The organism is Candidatus Magnetaquiglobus chichijimensis, from assembly GCF_045865675.1.
GTDB lineage: Bacteria > Pseudomonadota > Magnetococcia > Magnetococcales > Magnetaquicoccaceae > Magnetaquiglobus > Magnetaquiglobus chichijimensis.
Map to the genome: position 1 here is coordinate 1,056,500 of NZ_BAAFGK010000004.1, position 14,079 is coordinate 1,070,578.

Annotated in this window: 18 protein-coding genes; all 18 read right to left on the reverse strand. The window is 61.0% G+C overall.

Going from position 1 to position 14,079, the window contains the following annotated elements; all coding sequences use genetic code 11:
• Nucleotides 1-21 precede the first annotated feature (21 nt).
• From ACOY6C_RS08795 to ACOY6C_RS08880, 18 genes are read right to left on the reverse strand one after another with little or no spacing between them, the layout of a single operon-like run.
• On the reverse strand, nt 22-564 hold the full coding sequence (locus ACOY6C_RS08795; protein ID WP_420905096.1) for a peptide chain release factor 1: 543 nt from the start codon (nt 562-564) through the stop codon (nt 22-24).
• Nucleotides 564-785 carry a hypothetical protein gene (locus ACOY6C_RS08800; RefSeq protein WP_420905097.1) on the reverse strand — a complete coding sequence of 74 codons (222 nt, stop codon included), beginning with the start codon at nt 783-785 and terminating at the stop codon, nt 564-566. Before ACOY6C_RS08800 ends, ACOY6C_RS08795 begins: the two co-directional genes overlap by 1 nt.
• Before the next feature lie 12 nt (nt 786-797).
• The gene (locus ACOY6C_RS08805; RefSeq protein WP_420905098.1) at nt 798-1,097 is read right to left on the reverse strand and encodes a hypothetical protein; all 300 of its coding nucleotides are present in this window, start codon (nt 1,095-1,097) and stop codon (nt 798-800) included.
• Nucleotides 1,094-3,112: a tail fiber domain-containing protein gene (locus ACOY6C_RS08810; RefSeq protein ID WP_420905099.1), complete on the reverse strand. Its 2,019-nt coding sequence runs from the start codon at nt 3,110-3,112 to the stop codon at nt 1,094-1,096. Before ACOY6C_RS08810 ends, ACOY6C_RS08805 begins: the two co-directional genes overlap by 4 nt.
• A gap of 4 nt (nt 3,113-3,116) precedes the next feature.
• Nucleotides 3,117-3,560, reverse strand: coding sequence for a phage tail-collar fiber domain-containing protein (locus ACOY6C_RS08815; RefSeq protein ID WP_420905100.1), 444 nt, complete (start codon nt 3,558-3,560; stop codon nt 3,117-3,119).
• Nucleotides 3,561-3,583: 23 nt separating this feature from the next.
• Nucleotides 3,584-3,967, reverse strand: coding sequence for a hypothetical protein (locus tag ACOY6C_RS08820; protein WP_420905101.1), 384 nt, complete (start codon nt 3,965-3,967; stop codon nt 3,584-3,586).
• A complete protein-coding gene (locus tag ACOY6C_RS08825) occupies nt 3,964-4,341 on the reverse strand; it encodes a hypothetical protein (RefSeq protein ID WP_420905102.1) in 378 nt (125 codons plus the stop codon). The genes ACOY6C_RS08820 and ACOY6C_RS08825 overlap by 4 nt, the downstream gene beginning before the upstream one ends.
• Entirely contained in the window at nt 4,338-6,059 is a 1,722-nt protein-coding gene (locus ACOY6C_RS08830; protein ID WP_420905103.1) for a hypothetical protein, read from the reverse strand. The genes ACOY6C_RS08825 and ACOY6C_RS08830 overlap by 4 nt, the downstream gene beginning before the upstream one ends.
• Nucleotides 6,059-6,460 (reverse strand): hypothetical protein, encoded by a 402-nt coding sequence (locus ACOY6C_RS08835; RefSeq protein WP_420905104.1) that lies wholly within the window; start codon nt 6,458-6,460, stop codon nt 6,059-6,061. Before ACOY6C_RS08835 ends, ACOY6C_RS08830 begins: the two co-directional genes overlap by 1 nt.
• Nucleotides 6,460-9,177: a phage tail tape measure protein gene (locus ACOY6C_RS08840; protein ID WP_420905105.1), complete on the reverse strand. Its 2,718-nt coding sequence runs from the start codon at nt 9,175-9,177 to the stop codon at nt 6,460-6,462. The genes ACOY6C_RS08835 and ACOY6C_RS08840 overlap by 1 nt, the downstream gene beginning before the upstream one ends.
• The gene (locus ACOY6C_RS08845; protein ID WP_420905106.1) at nt 9,164-9,349 is read right to left on the reverse strand and encodes a hypothetical protein; all 186 of its coding nucleotides are present in this window, start codon (nt 9,347-9,349) and stop codon (nt 9,164-9,166) included. Before ACOY6C_RS08845 ends, ACOY6C_RS08840 begins: the two co-directional genes overlap by 14 nt.
• A 20-nt stretch (nt 9,350-9,369) precedes the next feature.
• Nucleotides 9,370-9,837, reverse strand: a complete 468-nt coding sequence (locus ACOY6C_RS08850; RefSeq protein WP_420905107.1) for a hypothetical protein — start codon at nt 9,835-9,837, stop codon at nt 9,370-9,372.
• Nucleotides 9,838-9,852: 15 nt separating this feature from the next.
• On the reverse strand, nt 9,853-10,791 hold the full coding sequence (locus tag ACOY6C_RS08855; protein WP_420905108.1) for a hypothetical protein: 939 nt from the start codon (nt 10,789-10,791) through the stop codon (nt 9,853-9,855).
• Entirely contained in the window at nt 10,791-11,261 is a 471-nt protein-coding gene (locus ACOY6C_RS08860) for a hypothetical protein (protein WP_420905109.1), read from the reverse strand. The genes ACOY6C_RS08855 and ACOY6C_RS08860 overlap by 1 nt, the downstream gene beginning before the upstream one ends.
• Nucleotides 11,262-11,263: 2 nt before the next feature.
• A complete protein-coding gene (locus ACOY6C_RS08865; protein ID WP_420906110.1) occupies nt 11,264-11,707 on the reverse strand; it encodes a phage protein Gp36 family protein in 444 nt (147 codons plus the stop codon).
• A gap of 2 nt (nt 11,708-11,709) precedes the next feature.
• Nucleotides 11,710-12,639, reverse strand: coding sequence for a major capsid protein (locus tag ACOY6C_RS08870; RefSeq protein WP_420905110.1), 930 nt, complete (start codon nt 12,637-12,639; stop codon nt 11,710-11,712).
• 12 nt (nt 12,640-12,651) lie between these two features.
• Nucleotides 12,652-13,071: a capsid cement protein gene (locus ACOY6C_RS08875; protein WP_420905111.1), complete on the reverse strand. Its 420-nt coding sequence runs from the start codon at nt 13,069-13,071 to the stop codon at nt 12,652-12,654.
• Complete coding sequence (locus tag ACOY6C_RS08880) at nt 13,068-14,072, reverse strand: YciI family protein (RefSeq protein WP_420905112.1); 1,005 nt, start codon at nt 14,070-14,072, stop codon at nt 13,068-13,070. Before ACOY6C_RS08880 ends, ACOY6C_RS08875 begins: the two co-directional genes overlap by 4 nt.
• Nucleotides 14,073-14,079 lie beyond the last annotated feature (7 nt).

The following is a 14,079-nucleotide window of genomic DNA, read 5'->3' on the forward strand; positions in this document are numbered from 1 at the left end:
AATAAGACGCCACAGGATGCGCTACGCCGCCTTCCGGGTCGTCTGTGCCGGGGGTACCGCGCCGCAGAAAACCGCCAAGGTCTGGCTCACGTATCCCCGGACATCACCCATCATCTGCCCCATCAGCATCGCCAGATTCGGATCTTGAGGCACCAATCCATGCGACATCATGAAAAGCTGGGCCGCCGCGAGCGCGATATACCCGCCGAGCGAGGCGTAGGCCAGGATGGCGGGGGTGCGATCGTGCGTCTCGCGGATCATCGCCCGAACGTCGGCCAGATCGGCGGTTTGGGTTTTATACTCCTCCAAGCCGAGCGCTCGCATCTCGCGCGCGTGTTCTAATAGATCCTTGTTCAGCAGACGCTCGGCCTCTTTGAATTTCAGCTGGATTTCTGGATTGTCCAGCTGGCGCGACAGATCGTCCAAATTGACCTGCTCCGGAGACGAAACCCCGAACGCATTCATGACAGCCCGCACCCCTTTAAGCGCAAGATCACCGCCGGGAACAGCCCCCACAACGATCTTCGCGAGCGTCGGAGCGAAATCAGAAATAGAAAAGCTCATCACCACTCCCTCCCTCCAGAGCGTGTCCAGCAGTGGTTATCGATCATCATATCAAGAAGCCCTGTAATCAGATCGAGCCCGAGACGGCTAAAAAACACAAAACCTACACCTTCGATGGGACCAAGACGCGGCCACTGACCCGCAGCCGCCAAAAAGAGAGCGACAAGGCAGCACAGCATCCAGAAGGCCAAGAAAGCGCCGAACATGTTTTCAATTTTCATCACGCCACCATTTCAGACCACTTCGAGGTAGATTTGAACCGTGTATCGCCTGAACCACGGATAGACCTCTCGCGCCAAAATTGGCCGGCGATGCGTGGCGAAAACCACAGTCCCGTGCCACTCTTTAAAGATGAGCGGGAAGGTTAGGTCTGTCAGAACGGTCATCAGCGCCAGACGAGAGATCTGCTCGAAACCGATTGCATCAGCGTCATCAATACGCAGGTCAATCACATCGCCGACCTTGGGTTTGAGATTGAACCCGAAATTCCACGTCGTGCCGTCCGGCAACCGCACATCACCGAGTTGCTTCATGACCCACTCTCCAGCGCCGCCACGCGCCCGGTCAGAGTCTCCAGCGCCGTTGCCAGCACCATCACCTGCCCGTGCGACTCCTGCAACGCCTTGATCAGGATCGGCACGAAGACCGAGTATTTCACGGATTTTGTCTGCGTTCCCGTGTACTGCTTGACATGCGGACGATCCGCCTCGGTCTGTCCCTCGCCGGAGATCCACTCCGGATCCGGAATCAACACGTAGTCATCGACGGTTTCGACCAGGCCGGGAAAGATCGCTTCCAATTCCTGGGCGATCACCCCGATTTGACGGAGAGGATCGCCGATGAGCTTGAAATTCCGCACCCGCACAGCCATGAGATCGGCCAATTTCGGCGTGGTATCGGCAATGTTCTCCTTGAATTTCTCGTCAGAGATGGCTCCATAGCTGTTGTTTGTATTCAGCAGATTTCCATTGTTGAGAATCCTGCATTTGACCGATGCCAACGCCGTCACATCCGAAGAGAACTCGGCAATCGGATCGGTGGCTGTCGTACCGGAGCGATGCGCGAGTAGACTCAACGTATCGTGCGGGTTGAAAATATCGAACCGAGCCGTGGGCGCAACGCGACCTGTCGCGATATTGCCATTCAAATCGGCGGCCAGGATATCGGCACCCAAGCCGGCAGAGACAGCCGTCATGTCCAGAGCGCTGAAAAAAACATACCCCTGGCTTTGTGCTGGAAAATAGACCCGCCACTGGCTGGCCGATACGGTTCCGGAAAGCGTGACAGTAATGTCGTAAGTGGTGTTGACCGTTTGGGCTTCTGTGGTGTTGTATTGTACACAGCCTTCGTTCCACGCGATGATGGGAACATCAATCCATGCGCCAGAATAGCGTTGTACCTTGAACTTCACACTGGACATCAAGTTGTATGTCCGCAAATGAACGGTGCGAACAAATTTTGAAACCGGGAAATTGTAACCAAACGCCATGTTTTGACTGTATATGTTTATACCGAGATACGTCAGAGTATTGCCGTCTCTCAACATGGCCAATGTCGGCGCCGTGTCGAATGACCCAATTTTATTCACATCGTTGGCTTGAGCGGTAACATCTTCATAAGTAACCGTTGCGTTCGGAACCCGAAAACGCATGACACCCTGAACATCATCCGTTCCGAATCCGAGCCGCTTATTCGCGGCATCGTAATACAGAGTGGTGGGAGCCTGCGCAATCAAGCCGTCCGGCGCGCCGAAAACCACGCCACCCGACGTCAGATTGTTCACCCCACCGGATCCAATGCCGGTCGGCCCCTTGATGTTGATCCCGGTGTCGCTCCAGGCGGAAACGCCTTTGATATAGACCTGGCCGTTGTCGCCGCGCAGATAGAGGTCATTCTGCGATCCGGAGACATCCGACGGAGCGCCGGCGCCATAGAGCCAGCGCGCCCCTGACCCCATGATGCTTTGCCCGGTATCGCTCCATGCCGAGACGCCTTTTTCATAAATGTGGCCGGTGTCGAGACGCAGATAGAGATCATAATGTCCGCCCACCGCATCGGACGGGACGCCGGGGCCGTTATACCAGCGCGCCGGGCCCGGAATGCCTTGCGGGCCGGTTGCGCCCGTCGGACCCTGCGGGCCGGTTGCGCCCGTCGGACCCTGCGGACCGGTTGCGCCGGTTGCGCCGGTTGCTCCCTGGGGGCCGACGAGACCTTGAGGGCCGACGAGACCCTGCGGACCGGTTGCGCCCTGGGGGCCGCGCAACTCCTGAACGATCGCTCGACAGAAACGCAGTTCGACCCGATCTCCGAAGCTGAACGCCTGTGGCGTGGTGCCGTCGTAGCCGCGCTCGACCGTGATCGTCGTGCCGGAGATCGCGGTAGCCTTGACGATCTCGCGCCTGTTCTGGCCCAGGATCGTCAGCACCGTATACTCTCCGACAGCGAGAATCGGGGCGTTGGCGGTGCTGGCCACCTCGATCGCGGTATCCGACGCACCGCAGGCGAGCGTGAGCGTTGTGGCAAAGTTGTCGGAAATTTTCAGGGACATAGCCTTACTCCGCGTTGCTGATCGTGATCGTCAGACGGGTCGTGATCGCGTCGGCAGGGTCTTTCTTGTAAGGGCCCTTGGCGTTGCGCGCGATCAGGATGCCACCGGTATCAGCCGTGAACAGGCCGACTTCGTAAATTGTGCCTGTGCCCACCCCGGCAGGGAAATCGGCCTCGAAGACGATGACGTTGCCGGTCTGCTGCCCGCCAGGAATCGAGAGCGGCACGCGGGCCAGCTCGCTTTGCAGAGCCTCATCGGCGAGAGCGGGCGCGGTCTGTCCGGATCCGACCGCCACATGACTGGCGGCGCTGGACAGGCCGCGCAGGCGGGAGATGATCCAGTCCAGACCGGCGGTGGTGATCAGATCATCGATGGTATCGATCAAAGCGCCATTTTTGAAGATCTCCAGACGGTCACAGATTTTGATTTTCTCTTTCAAGACAGGCATGCTCTTTCTCCATTTTTCGTGGGTTATCCGATGACGACATCGCCGATCAGGGCGGCCCCCGGCACGCTGCTGCCGCGCAGCTCGATATCCAGGGTGTCGGTGATGGCGAGATGATCCAGGGCGGCAGAGGTCAGAGAGACGGTTATATCGTCGGCCAGGGCGAGCTGATCCGACGCGGCGGCGATCAGCGAGAAGGTCAGATCGTCGGTCAGGGCGAGCGGATCCGTGGCGGCGGCGATCAGCGAGAAGGTCAGATCGTCGGTCAGGGCGAGCTGATCCGAGGCGGCAGAGGTCAGCGTAATCGACGCCTCGTCGGCCAGGGCGAGATGATCCGTGGTCTGAACGATCCGATAAAGCGCAAGCCGTACATCGGTGATGACGATGCGCGAAAGCGATGGCGCGGTCATGTCAGTCGCTCCCGAACTTCAAAAACAAGCTTCTCGACAACGGTTTCGACTGCCCCAACAGCATCTGTCAACGTGATTTCGCCTTCGTAGACCCCCGGTGTCGCAAAAGTATCGGGCGTCCACGGCAGCACGCACACCCCCGCATCGCGCGGCCTCAAGCGGATCGCCTGGACGTGGATCGCTGGATCCAGAACCGCCTGGCGCTTGCGGATGGAGACAGTCACCGTCTCGATCTTGTCAAGATCGACAGGCAGCATGCTCGAAGGGTCGTAGGGGTCGAGCCGGAACCCTGGCCGGGCAACAAACCGATCGCGCAGCGTGAAGGTCAGAGAGAGGAAGCTGTCGCCGGCAGAAAGCTGGATGCGGTTTTTCATGCGATCTTTCCTGTAATGCCAACCTGGACAACACCAAACATCCGCCCGGTCAAATCTTTTTTGATCGAGGTCACGAACCCGCGAAACGTGAGTCCGAATCCGGAATGAGCAACGGTCACGGTATCGCCGATCTCGACAGCGAGTTTTGCGATCGTCGTGGAGAGCGTGACGAGAGAGCCGAAACCGCCGGTGCGCCGGTTGTTGAGATCGGACAGGATTTGGGCGGCCTGACCGGGCATGTAGAAGTACGAGAAGTCAAAAGTCGCGCTGCGCACCCCGTAAACCGCCTGACTCTCCAGGTCTTCCTGCTCCTGAATTTGCACCCAGGACCCATCCGGAATGGCCCCGTAGCGATACAAAGTCCGGTTGCTGATCAGGCTGATATCCCGATGCGAGAAGGCTAGACTGCTGGTGCCGTCTTCATTGCGCAGGGTTGATGCGTCGGTGAATCCTGCGCTGGCGATCATATTGATCACGCGCTGCCTGCGCATGATCCAGCGCGTGCCGGAATAAGTGATGACGGCGCTGCATTGCCGGGCAATCTCGGCCAGCACATCGAACACCCGGAATTCGTCGGGAAGATAGATTCCCAAGGCTTCGTCAGTAAACGCATCGAAATCCTCGGCGCGCGTCTCGGCGCTCGTTGCGCCGCCGTAGGTGCGCAACAGATGCCGGACGACGTGGTCCGGACGCTCGATCAGAGCGTAAGGGGTGCCGGTGATCGATCCCGTGGCGTCGTCTTCCAGCCCGGAGATATCCGCCACCAGGTCTTTGGCGGGTTGCAGCGTGTTGCTTGCGGGAGTGACGGTTAACAAAGGGCCCGCATGATTGTGGCTGAACCCATACGATACCCCCCCGTAGCGCACATTGGTCACGCTTTTGACCCAGTGCGATGCCAATCGAAAAACAAGCTGTTGAGAAACGCGCACCACCTCCGTCTCACCCTTATGTTCGGAGGGAGGCGGACTGATACTTGGAGCAAAACCGCGCTGAAGATTTTTAAGCCGAAACCCATCCCAGTCTGTGTATCCGATCAACTCACCGCCAATTCTGACATAGCCGGAAGTTGGGATTGCTCTCTCGAAAATTGCAATCACCTGGGTGGCGGACGCGCTTAAGTCTTCACCGATAAACCCATTGATATCCGCATTTTCCAGAACGCACGGCACCTTTGGCACGGTGCCGTAGATGGTTGGCAGATTTCCGCCGACCAGCGTCGGATCGATATCCGGGAAAGCGCTTTGCAGGATCAAATGCCGGACAGTCCGGTTATGCGCATAGCCCGCCGAAGCGAGATCAAAAGTGATTTTCCCCTGGGCGCGATCGATGGGGTTGGCGATATCGCCCAGAAACACGATATCCGCCGGATCGAGCAGGTAGGATCCCGAGACAGGACGCAGATAGATCGCAACCCGGCGTTTCAGATGAATCTGTTGCAGGGTAAGCGCGGAATCCACCATCTCGACTTTCACATCGCCAAGCCGATCGACGCTCTCATCACACCCTAAGACAGAGAGTACGGCTGCATCGGTCACGTAGGTGAATCCAGGCGGATCGTCAGGGGTCGGGATCAAAAAAACCGCCGTGCTGGCGAAATAACCGGGAAGCTCTGTCGTGGTGTAGGGTGGCGTGAAAGGGGCGAATGCCAGCACCACGCGAAATTCGGCCCCGTCGGTGCGCTGCAAAAAGCTGGCGAGGGTGGTTGAGAAGGTGCGCATCAACTCACCTCCTGGCGCAGCGTCAGGGTGACGGACCAGGTTGTTGGCGTCTGTTGCATCGGTTCAAGCGTATCCTGGGCGAACCGGACGTTGTAAACTGTGCCGCTGGTGTCTTGCAGCTGCCACACTTTCGAACGCCCGCCCACACCCACGTTGGCGATATCGTAGCGAAAGAAGCTGACGATGGCGGCGGCTTGGGACAGAGTGAGCGGGTAGAGATGCAGGTTGAACACACCGATGGCCGGGTTGCCGATCGAATAGACAGAAACGACCCCGGAGTCGGTTTCCAGCGCGGTCTGGCGCATGCGCACCGGGCGCGAGGCGGGCAACTGCTCAACGTCCGGCAACATCACTTGCGCGGTAGGCGCGGCAACGGAAGGGTAAGCCAGCAGGATCGACATCAACCCGCCCTCCCCATCAAGACCAGCTCCGGCGCGATGATGGTGCGCACGATACGCCGCCATTCGGCTTGGGAAATGGGCGGCGCGTTGCCGCCGAGGTTCAGGCTGATATTCCCGAAGGTGGTGGTGGAGCTGTTGGAGACGACCTGCTCGCCCTGGTGCAGTCGGTACAGGCCGTCGCGCGGGATGTAGGTGGTGCCGGTGGCGTAACCCTGGACCGGCATATCGCCGCCGCTGAAAGCTGGAGTCCGAAAAAACGGATCGGTGCCGCCGAAAGGATCGCGCCAGCCATCATCTGCAACACCGCTCGCGCCGCCACCGGCTCCGACGGTCGCACCTCCGCCGCCGGTGACCCGGTTCCAGGCGTTGACAATCGACTGCACCACGCCCGCGACTTTGTCGTACATGCTGTTGAAGATACCGACGATGCCGTCGGCGATGCCGGACAGGCCTTTTTTGACATCCTCGAACGCGGGGGCCAGGGTTTTGAAGTACGCCTTGATCTTGCCGAACGCTTCGCCGATCTTTTCAGCCAGAACAAAACCGGTTTTGATCACTCCGTTCAGGCCTGTAACGAAGGCCACCACAAAAAATCCGGCAGCGATCGCCAGCCATTTGAGCACCGTGAGCAGCGGATCCAGACTGGCGATCCACTCGCCGACATCCGACAGCGTCTGCTTGATCTGCTCGTAGCCTTCTTTGAACGCCTTGGCTTTCTCGCTCCATTCCTTGTAGGTCTCCTTGATCGTGGCGATGAAGTCGTCAAACTGCTTTTTGATCCAGCTGGCGATATCCTCGGCCTTGACGTTCTTCAGCTGGGTGATGAGCTGCTCAAGCGAGATCGTGTCGGCTGACGCGGTGACGCCAAGAAACTCCTGCTTCATCATGCCAAAGGTCTGCTTGATCGACTCCCAGACCAGCTTTGCGCCGCCCTTGATCCCTTCCCATAACGTGCCCGCAAAACCGCTTACTTCGGAGAACGCCGAACCGATGCTCGCGACCCAGCCGTTGACCTGCGCGTTATCCCCCTTGAAAGCCGCGATGACCCACTTGACGGCATCCACGATCTTCTGCGTGACCGACCGGACCGTGATACCATTCTTTTCCGCCGCCTGGCCCAGGCCGCCCAGGGCTTTCTCGCCCCCCTTCCACAGCTCGCCGGCCATCTGCAAAATCCAGCGGAAGGCGGCGCCGATCACCTCGCCGGTCGAGCGGGCGGTGACGCCGTTGGCGTTCAGGGTCTCCTTGAACGCGCCAAAAACCCCGCGTGCTCCATCCCACATATCCAAAACCGCATCCCGGATGATTCTGTAAGCGCTGACCGAGCCTTTGACCAGATCGTAACTGCTCGTCTCCCAGCCGACCGCGCCCGCGATCATCTCCGCGAAGAAACCGCCGATCTCAGCGACGACACCGCCGACAGCATGGACGACGGAATTGAAAATCCCGCCGGTCTTGCCGGCCTCCTCCGTGATGGCATTGAACGCCATCGATGCGACACCCCAGAGCCAACCCAAAATATAGCCAAGCTTCTGGATGCCAGGAGTGTTGCCGAACTCCTGAAGCTTGCCATAGACCCAATAGCCCGCCTCGCCGATCGAGTAGAGAATCGGCACGACGTATTGGCCCATGCTTCCGACCGCCGATCCCAACCCTTCGGCGGCGCGCACCACGCCGGGGAGTTGCAGAAACCAGGCGAGCTGCCTGGCGGCGAGCTGCTCGCCGGGAGCCACCGCCTCGCCCATTTTGAGCTTGAGCACATCGTAGGCAGACGAGAGTTCCGACAGCGCCCCCTTGAGGCCGCTGTTCTGGATCGCCGCCGCTTTGGCGGCCTGGCCGTTGGACTGGACCTTTCGCTCCATGTCGCGGATCGCATCCGCACCCTGCGTGAGCAGCACCGCGAGGGCCGGGCCGGCGTCCGCGCCGAACTCGCTCACCGCTTTGTCAGCCGTCCATCCAGCGCGCGCCAGATCCTCGACGATCTCCGGCAGAGGCTTCATTTTGCCGGAAAGATCGCGCATATTGATGCCGAGCGCGGATGATTTTTGGTTCAGCTCGCCGAACAGCGATTTCAATCCGGTGCCCGACGCCTCACCGCTCATGAACGAGTTGGTGAGCACAGCCAACACCGCCGTGGTGGTCTCAAAACTCTGCCCCATGGCGTTGGCCGTGGCCCCGGAGTTGCGAAACGCCACGGCAAGCCGGTCCGCATCCATGGTCGAACCCTGAATGGCGGCGGTCATGGTGTCGGCGATGGCCCCGGCCTTCTCCGCGCCCAGCCCGAACATTCCCATGACCTGCACCACATTCTCCGACGAGCGCGCCAGGGATGCGTTGCTCGCCGAGGCCAGGGTCATGACCGGGGCCAAGGCTTTGATGGCCTCCGAGGATTTCAGGCCGGCGGACGAAAGATCGTAGAGCGCGCCCACCGTCTCCTTGGGGTTGAATTTCGAAGCCGCCGAGGCCTCCAGGGCGGCCTTCTTGAACTGCTCGAAATCACGCCTGGTACCCTCGCTGGCCGCCTGGACATTCAAGAGTCCCTGCTCGAACTCCGCAAACTCCTTGGCCGCCGTCGCCGCCATGGCCACGCTCGCCGCCCCAAAAGCCACCAGGGCGGCCATGGCGGCTTTCAAAGCGTCGGAGAGCGAGCCGAACATCGGGCCTGTTTCATTCTGACCCCGGATCACCAGCGCGACATCGAGTTCATTGCTGCTCATGACTTGCCTGCTCTTTCTCTTGTCTGACCGCTTCCAAAGTGCGACCGATCAGCTCCAGTTGATCCATCAAAATCGCCGGCTGATCGAGAATGCCGCCCACCCCCGGAAGATGTCCCTTTTGATGGTGATGCCAGACGCGAAAAACCGGGTCAAAATCCGGGATCAGCCGCATCGGGCAGTCGTGCGACGGCTCTACCCCCGCGATCCACTCGGTTTCTTCTTCTTCGCGGCAGCCGTCGGGACGACGGTGGTGCCGGGAGCAGAGATCGCAATCGCGTCCGGAGTGGGCGGCGCGGACCGCCCGGACGAGTTTTTTTCCTGCTCCGGACTCATGCGATTGTGCTTGATGATGACGTTTGCCAGCTCGGCGATCGTCTCGCGATCCGTGACGGCATCGATGATCTCGGGCGCGGTCAGTGTTTCCGGGATGTCGGGACCGCGCACCGCTTTCACGCCGAGCTTGACAGTCTCAACCATCGAATCGATGGCCGCCCCATAATCGCCGCGCTCGAGCGCGGCGGGGATCTCCTTGGCGATGCTCGAAAAAGCGGCCTGGTCGCGCAGCGTGAAGGTCTTGATGACAAAAACGGTCGGGGTTGGATTGTCGCGATCTTCTTGCAGGATGTACTCAAGATCGCCGTCGAAAGCAAAGCGAGCCATGTTTTTTCTCCCTATTTATGCAAAGGTCATGGTGAAACAGTCGTCGCCGTTGGGGGCGTTGTCGATGATTTCGAAAGTCTGGGCGTTGGCGAACCGGCCCTCGCGCTCCTTGAACTCGGTCTGGGTGCGCACGCACTTGACCGCCTGAAGAATGAATGCGCCGCTCCCGACCGAGAGGTTGAACGAGACCTCGGTGGCCGCCATGAGCTGCTGAACATCCGCCTGGGTGGCCAGGGCGAGCGGATCGATTTTCAGGGTCGGCTTGATATCCGTCAGCAAAATATGCATGCCGCCGCTGGAGATGGCCTTGTCGATTTTCCCGCCGTAGTTGAACTCGAACGAACTGATATCGATCGCGTATCCGGCCTGCGTCACCAGGGTGCCGGTGGTAAACGGCAGTTGCAGCATGGGCGGACCCACGCGCGGTTGCGAATCGGCATCGACGACCGGGTCGGTGTAGCCGGCATGCAGCTCGAATTTGAAAACCAGGCCATCCTTGGGATTGCCGGTCAGCGTGAAGGTGCCGCGCGCACCATTCATGACGTAGTTGTGCCCGGACTTGTGCACTTCGAGATACGACGACTGGGCGAGCATCACATCGATTGCGGTCTGCGGGGTGTACTGGACATTCACCCCGCCGGTGACCGTCTCTTTGAGTCCGCATGCCCACAAAAGCTCGGACACGGTCGGCAGGGATCCGGGCGACGTGACACGATAGAGCGAGGTTTCGAACGAAACGGTCTGTCCCGATCCCGCCGGATCGAATTGCGGCTTGGTGTTGCCGAAGACGCGGCGCGCCTGGTTGTTCTTGTCGATCCGCATGGGATCGAATTTGATGTCAAGTTTTTGAAAGTTTAAAAAACCGGTGCCGAGCATACTGGAAGGCACGACTTTGTAAGTCGTCGCGCGCTTGGCGATCAGCATCTGTCGCAAAGTTGAAATCGATCCGGACATTATTGCACTCCCGCATGATAGACGCGGAGTTTCCACTCCTGCGCCCAGATGATCAGATTTTGATCGGTATCGAGCAGCCACTCGCGCACGATGCGCAACTCCGAGCCATGCCCGGAGAGCACCTCGCGCCCGAGCAGCGCCTGTTTTGTCTGTTTCAGCAGATCATAAACCCCGGCCCGATCCTCCCCCCCGCGCGCCGCCGCACCGCGCGATTTGTAAGACCGCGCGGAGATCAGCAGCACGACCGTATGCACGGCATCGTGATAACCGTTCGCACGCAGCTCCGAGAAATCCGCCGAGCTGGCCACCACCGAACAGGACGGGGACGGGGTATTTTTGGCGGCAGCAACCGCCTCCTCGACGGTGAAAATATCGGCTGTCGAGAGCGTTTGCAGCGGCCCGCCCTGGTCGCGATGCAGCGGCATGAGCGCTTCGCGAATGGCGTCCTCGATCTCACCGTGGCCGATCATCGTCAAAACCTCCCCAGCAGAGCGCCGAAAACCGAAGGAGGGGCGAAAGAGACCGGGGGCGGCGTGCTGGCCGCGCCCATCTCCTGTGAGCCTTGCCCGGTCTGCATGTTGAGCGCGATCACCCCGGAGCCGGCGCGCTTGAAGAACTCCTCGGCCTCATCCCGCGCCCAGCGCACCTCATCGGCGATGCCACAGGCGCGGTTGCGGTGCAGGTTGTAGAACGCCACGGCCCGCACATGAGCCGTGAAGTTCTTCGGGGCAACGGGCAAAGGAAGCGTGTAGCGCGGGAAGAGATATCCCTCTGCCAACTCTTCCGCCGCCTCGATCGCCCCGACCAGTCGATCCATGTCGATCTGTCCGCGCGGCGGATCGCTGCGATCTGTGAGGTCGGTGATGGCCTCCAGACCGTAGCTGTCGATCATCTGTTGTGCGTCGAGGTAGCGCATCGTCACGCCGGGGTCTGGATCAAGTAGCCCGAGAGGATGCCGCTCAACACCGGCGCCCGCTCGTAAGTGACCGGATAGATCCAGCTCTTGGCGTTGTTCTCGTAGTAGGGCTGTTCCACCAGCGGATGGCCCTCCATGGTGTAGGTGTAGCCGTAGGAGGGCTCTTCCATGCCGGAGGGCGCGGCGGGAACGTAGGCGAGGATGGCGTTGTTGCCCCAAACGTCGGTGTTGACGCCGGCGTCGTCGGTGACGACGGCCTTGCCGACCGCCACGGTCGGGATGTCCCACAGCGTGCCGATCATCTCCGGAGTGACCGAATCGCGTCCGGTGTACTTGATGCGCTCGATCACCTGGGGGTGATATTTGAGCGCCGCAAAGGCCGACGCGGAGAGCAGCAGGGTGTTGGGGTAGATACCCACCGAGGCGCGGATCGCCTCGCGCCCGGCCTCGATGTTCGCGCCGGGATTCGAGTGCGCGCCGTCGCTCCATTTGTCGGTCCCGGTGAGGGCCAGCTTGTGGTTGCTGTCGTAGTTCCCGGCAGTGGTGGCCAGCTGCGCCTGCTCGTGCTCCAGATTCAACGCGAGGGAGCGCATACCGAGATTCACGGCGCGTTGACCGAGATCGACCCCCGGAACACGGCTGGCGTCGCGCTGATGCTCGCGCGGCACCGGTACCTCGATCGAGTGTTGCGTGAGCGCGAAGGCCTTGCCGAGATAGCCGAAACTGATCCGCTTGGTCGCCGCCCCCGGCGCGCGTCGGACGTTGTAGAGCTTGAACGACTCGCGTCCGAACTCCAGCACCTGACCGCCCGACACCTGCACCGGCACGGCGGGAAAGAGCTTGTGGCCGACATGCTCCGGGTGAACATACCCCTGGGCGAGGTTGGCCAAAACCGGATCGACGACCCGGACTTGCTGCAAATTCATGGGCATGTGATGCGCTCCTTAGCGACGAAGAAGGATTTCGATGAACTGGCCGGCCCCGGTGGCGCTCGCCAAGGCATCGCCGATGACGAACTCCGGGGAGTCGCCGCCGGTGAGAATGGCCCCGTTGGCCGCAGAGCTGGTGACCGCCGTGGCCCCGGCGGCCACGGCCAGGTTGCCGGTGGACGGGATGACGCGCCCCTGGCTGTCCGCGATCAGCGCGGCGCCCGCATTGATCGCGGCGCCGGTCTCGGCGATGGCGGTGCCGTGGGTGATCACCGGGAAAGCCTGGCCAATGCTGGACGCGGTTTGGGCGATCCCGAGCGGCTTGGCGCCCTGGGTCGCGATTTGCTGGCTGTCGAAACCCACGGCGCGGGCGGCGGCGATGTTGCCGGCGGCCACGGCGGTGAGGGTGAGCAGGGCGATGTGCTGTTGGCTCATCGGGAACCCTCCATGACCAGCACGGCGGTGAGGTAGTCGGTGTTGTGGGCGGCGGCGTAGGCCGTGGCACGCTGATGCAGCGCCGCACGGGCCAGATCCACGCTGAATCCGGACGGGGCCCGATAAGAGCCGGTCGCGGGCGGCGTCTTGTCGGGAGCGGAGCGCTCGGAAAAATCGACGCGCGCCGGCAGCTCGGCGATGAACCCTTTCAGAATCTCCACCGGGCTTTTCTTGATCGTCGCATCCCCCTCGGCGAACTCCACGGCGGCCAGACTGTCCAGGGCCGTGAGCGTGGCCACGATGCCACTCTTGTCGCGCGGCAGGATGCGTCCCTCCTTGGCCTGGGCTTCGGCGAACTCGACGTGGGCGCGGCGCAGGCGGTCGCGCTCGTCGTCCTGCATCTTTTTCTCACGCGCCGCGAGGTCCGCCTCGCGGGCGGCAAGATCTTTCTGGCGCTTGTCCATCTCCGCGAATGCGGCGGTCTGGTCTTGATCGGGCATGGGCTGATTTTCCTTTTTTTGGGGTTGTGATTCGTGAAAGGCGATAACGGCATCACCCCGGCTCTCGATCACCACGGCATCATCGCCGTCGCCGAACTTGACCGCGCCCAACCCCTTGACCGCCGGGGGTTGCGCGCCGAGCAGGCCGACATGACGCAAAGCGAAGCCAGAGGTTTGGGGATTGCCGGGTGATCCGGGGGGATAAAAAGCGGCGGAAACGTGCTTGAAATGGCCGTTCTGGACCATCTCGATCACATCCGATGAGAGCTGTTCGAGATGCGCGTAAAGCTCATCCCCAGTGCGCGAGAGCTTTTGCACCCAGCCGTAAGCCGGGGCGTCGGTGGCCGGATGACCGATGACCAGGGGTGCCTGGTGGTCTTTGGCGCTGTAGCCGGAGACGATGGTGTCGAGATCGGAGGTCGAAAATTCGCGCGTCACCCCGGCGCCGTCGGTGTGCCGGCCAGCGCGGAAAATGCGGATCTTGCGGGTGGAATCGGGCATGCGGCAC

What these genes read in the sequence shown, in the direction of transcription:
- ACOY6C_RS08795 (WP_420905096.1), bottom strand. Translation starts at nt 564, where the DNA reads ATGAGCTTTTCTATTTCTGATTTCGCTCCGACGCTCGCGAAGATCGTT.
- ACOY6C_RS08800 (WP_420905097.1), bottom strand. Translation starts at nt 785, where the DNA reads ATGAAAATTGAAAACATGTTCGGCGCTTTCTTGGCCTTCTGGATGCTG.
- ACOY6C_RS08805 (WP_420905098.1), bottom strand. Translation starts at nt 1,097, where the DNA reads ATGAAGCAACTCGGTGATGTGCGGTTGCCGGACGGCACGACGTGGAAT.
- ACOY6C_RS08810 (WP_420905099.1), bottom strand. Translation starts at nt 3,112, where the DNA reads ATGTCCCTGAAAATTTCCGACAACTTTGCCACAACGCTCACGCTCGCC.
- ACOY6C_RS08815 (WP_420905100.1), bottom strand. Translation starts at nt 3,560, where the DNA reads ATGCCTGTCTTGAAAGAGAAAATCAAAATCTGTGACCGTCTGGAGATC.
- ACOY6C_RS08820 (WP_420905101.1), bottom strand. Translation starts at nt 3,967, where the DNA reads ATGACCGCGCCATCGCTTTCGCGCATCGTCATCACCGATGTACGGCTT.
- ACOY6C_RS08825 (WP_420905102.1), bottom strand. Translation starts at nt 4,341, where the DNA reads ATGAAAAACCGCATCCAGCTTTCTGCCGGCGACAGCTTCCTCTCTCTG.
- ACOY6C_RS08830 (WP_420905103.1), bottom strand. Translation starts at nt 6,059, where the DNA reads ATGCGCACCTTCTCAACCACCCTCGCCAGCTTTTTGCAGCGCACCGAC.
- ACOY6C_RS08835 (WP_420905104.1), bottom strand. Translation starts at nt 6,460, where the DNA reads ATGTCGATCCTGCTGGCTTACCCTTCCGTTGCCGCGCCTACCGCGCAA.
- ACOY6C_RS08840 (WP_420905105.1), bottom strand. Translation starts at nt 9,177, where the DNA reads ATGAGCAGCAATGAACTCGATGTCGCGCTGGTGATCCGGGGTCAGAAT.
- ACOY6C_RS08845 (WP_420905106.1), bottom strand. Translation starts at nt 9,349, where the DNA reads ATGCGGCTGATCCCGGATTTTGACCCGGTTTTTCGCGTCTGGCATCAC.
- ACOY6C_RS08850 (WP_420905107.1), bottom strand. Translation starts at nt 9,837, where the DNA reads ATGGCTCGCTTTGCTTTCGACGGCGATCTTGAGTACATCCTGCAAGAA.
- ACOY6C_RS08855 (WP_420905108.1), bottom strand. Translation starts at nt 10,791, where the DNA reads ATGTCCGGATCGATTTCAACTTTGCGACAGATGCTGATCGCCAAGCGC.
- ACOY6C_RS08860 (WP_420905109.1), bottom strand. Translation starts at nt 11,261, where the DNA reads ATGATCGGCCACGGTGAGATCGAGGACGCCATTCGCGAAGCGCTCATG.
- ACOY6C_RS08865 (WP_420906110.1), bottom strand. Translation starts at nt 11,707, where the DNA reads ATGCGCTACCTCGACGCACAACAGATGATCGACAGCTACGGTCTGGAG.
- ACOY6C_RS08870 (WP_420905110.1), bottom strand. Translation starts at nt 12,639, where the DNA reads ATGCCCATGAATTTGCAGCAAGTCCGGGTCGTCGATCCGGTTTTGGCC.
- ACOY6C_RS08875 (WP_420905111.1), bottom strand. Translation starts at nt 13,071, where the DNA reads ATGAGCCAACAGCACATCGCCCTGCTCACCCTCACCGCCGTGGCCGCC.
- ACOY6C_RS08880 (WP_420905112.1), bottom strand. Translation starts at nt 14,072, where the DNA reads ATGCCCGATTCCACCCGCAAGATCCGCATTTTCCGCGCTGGCCGGCAC.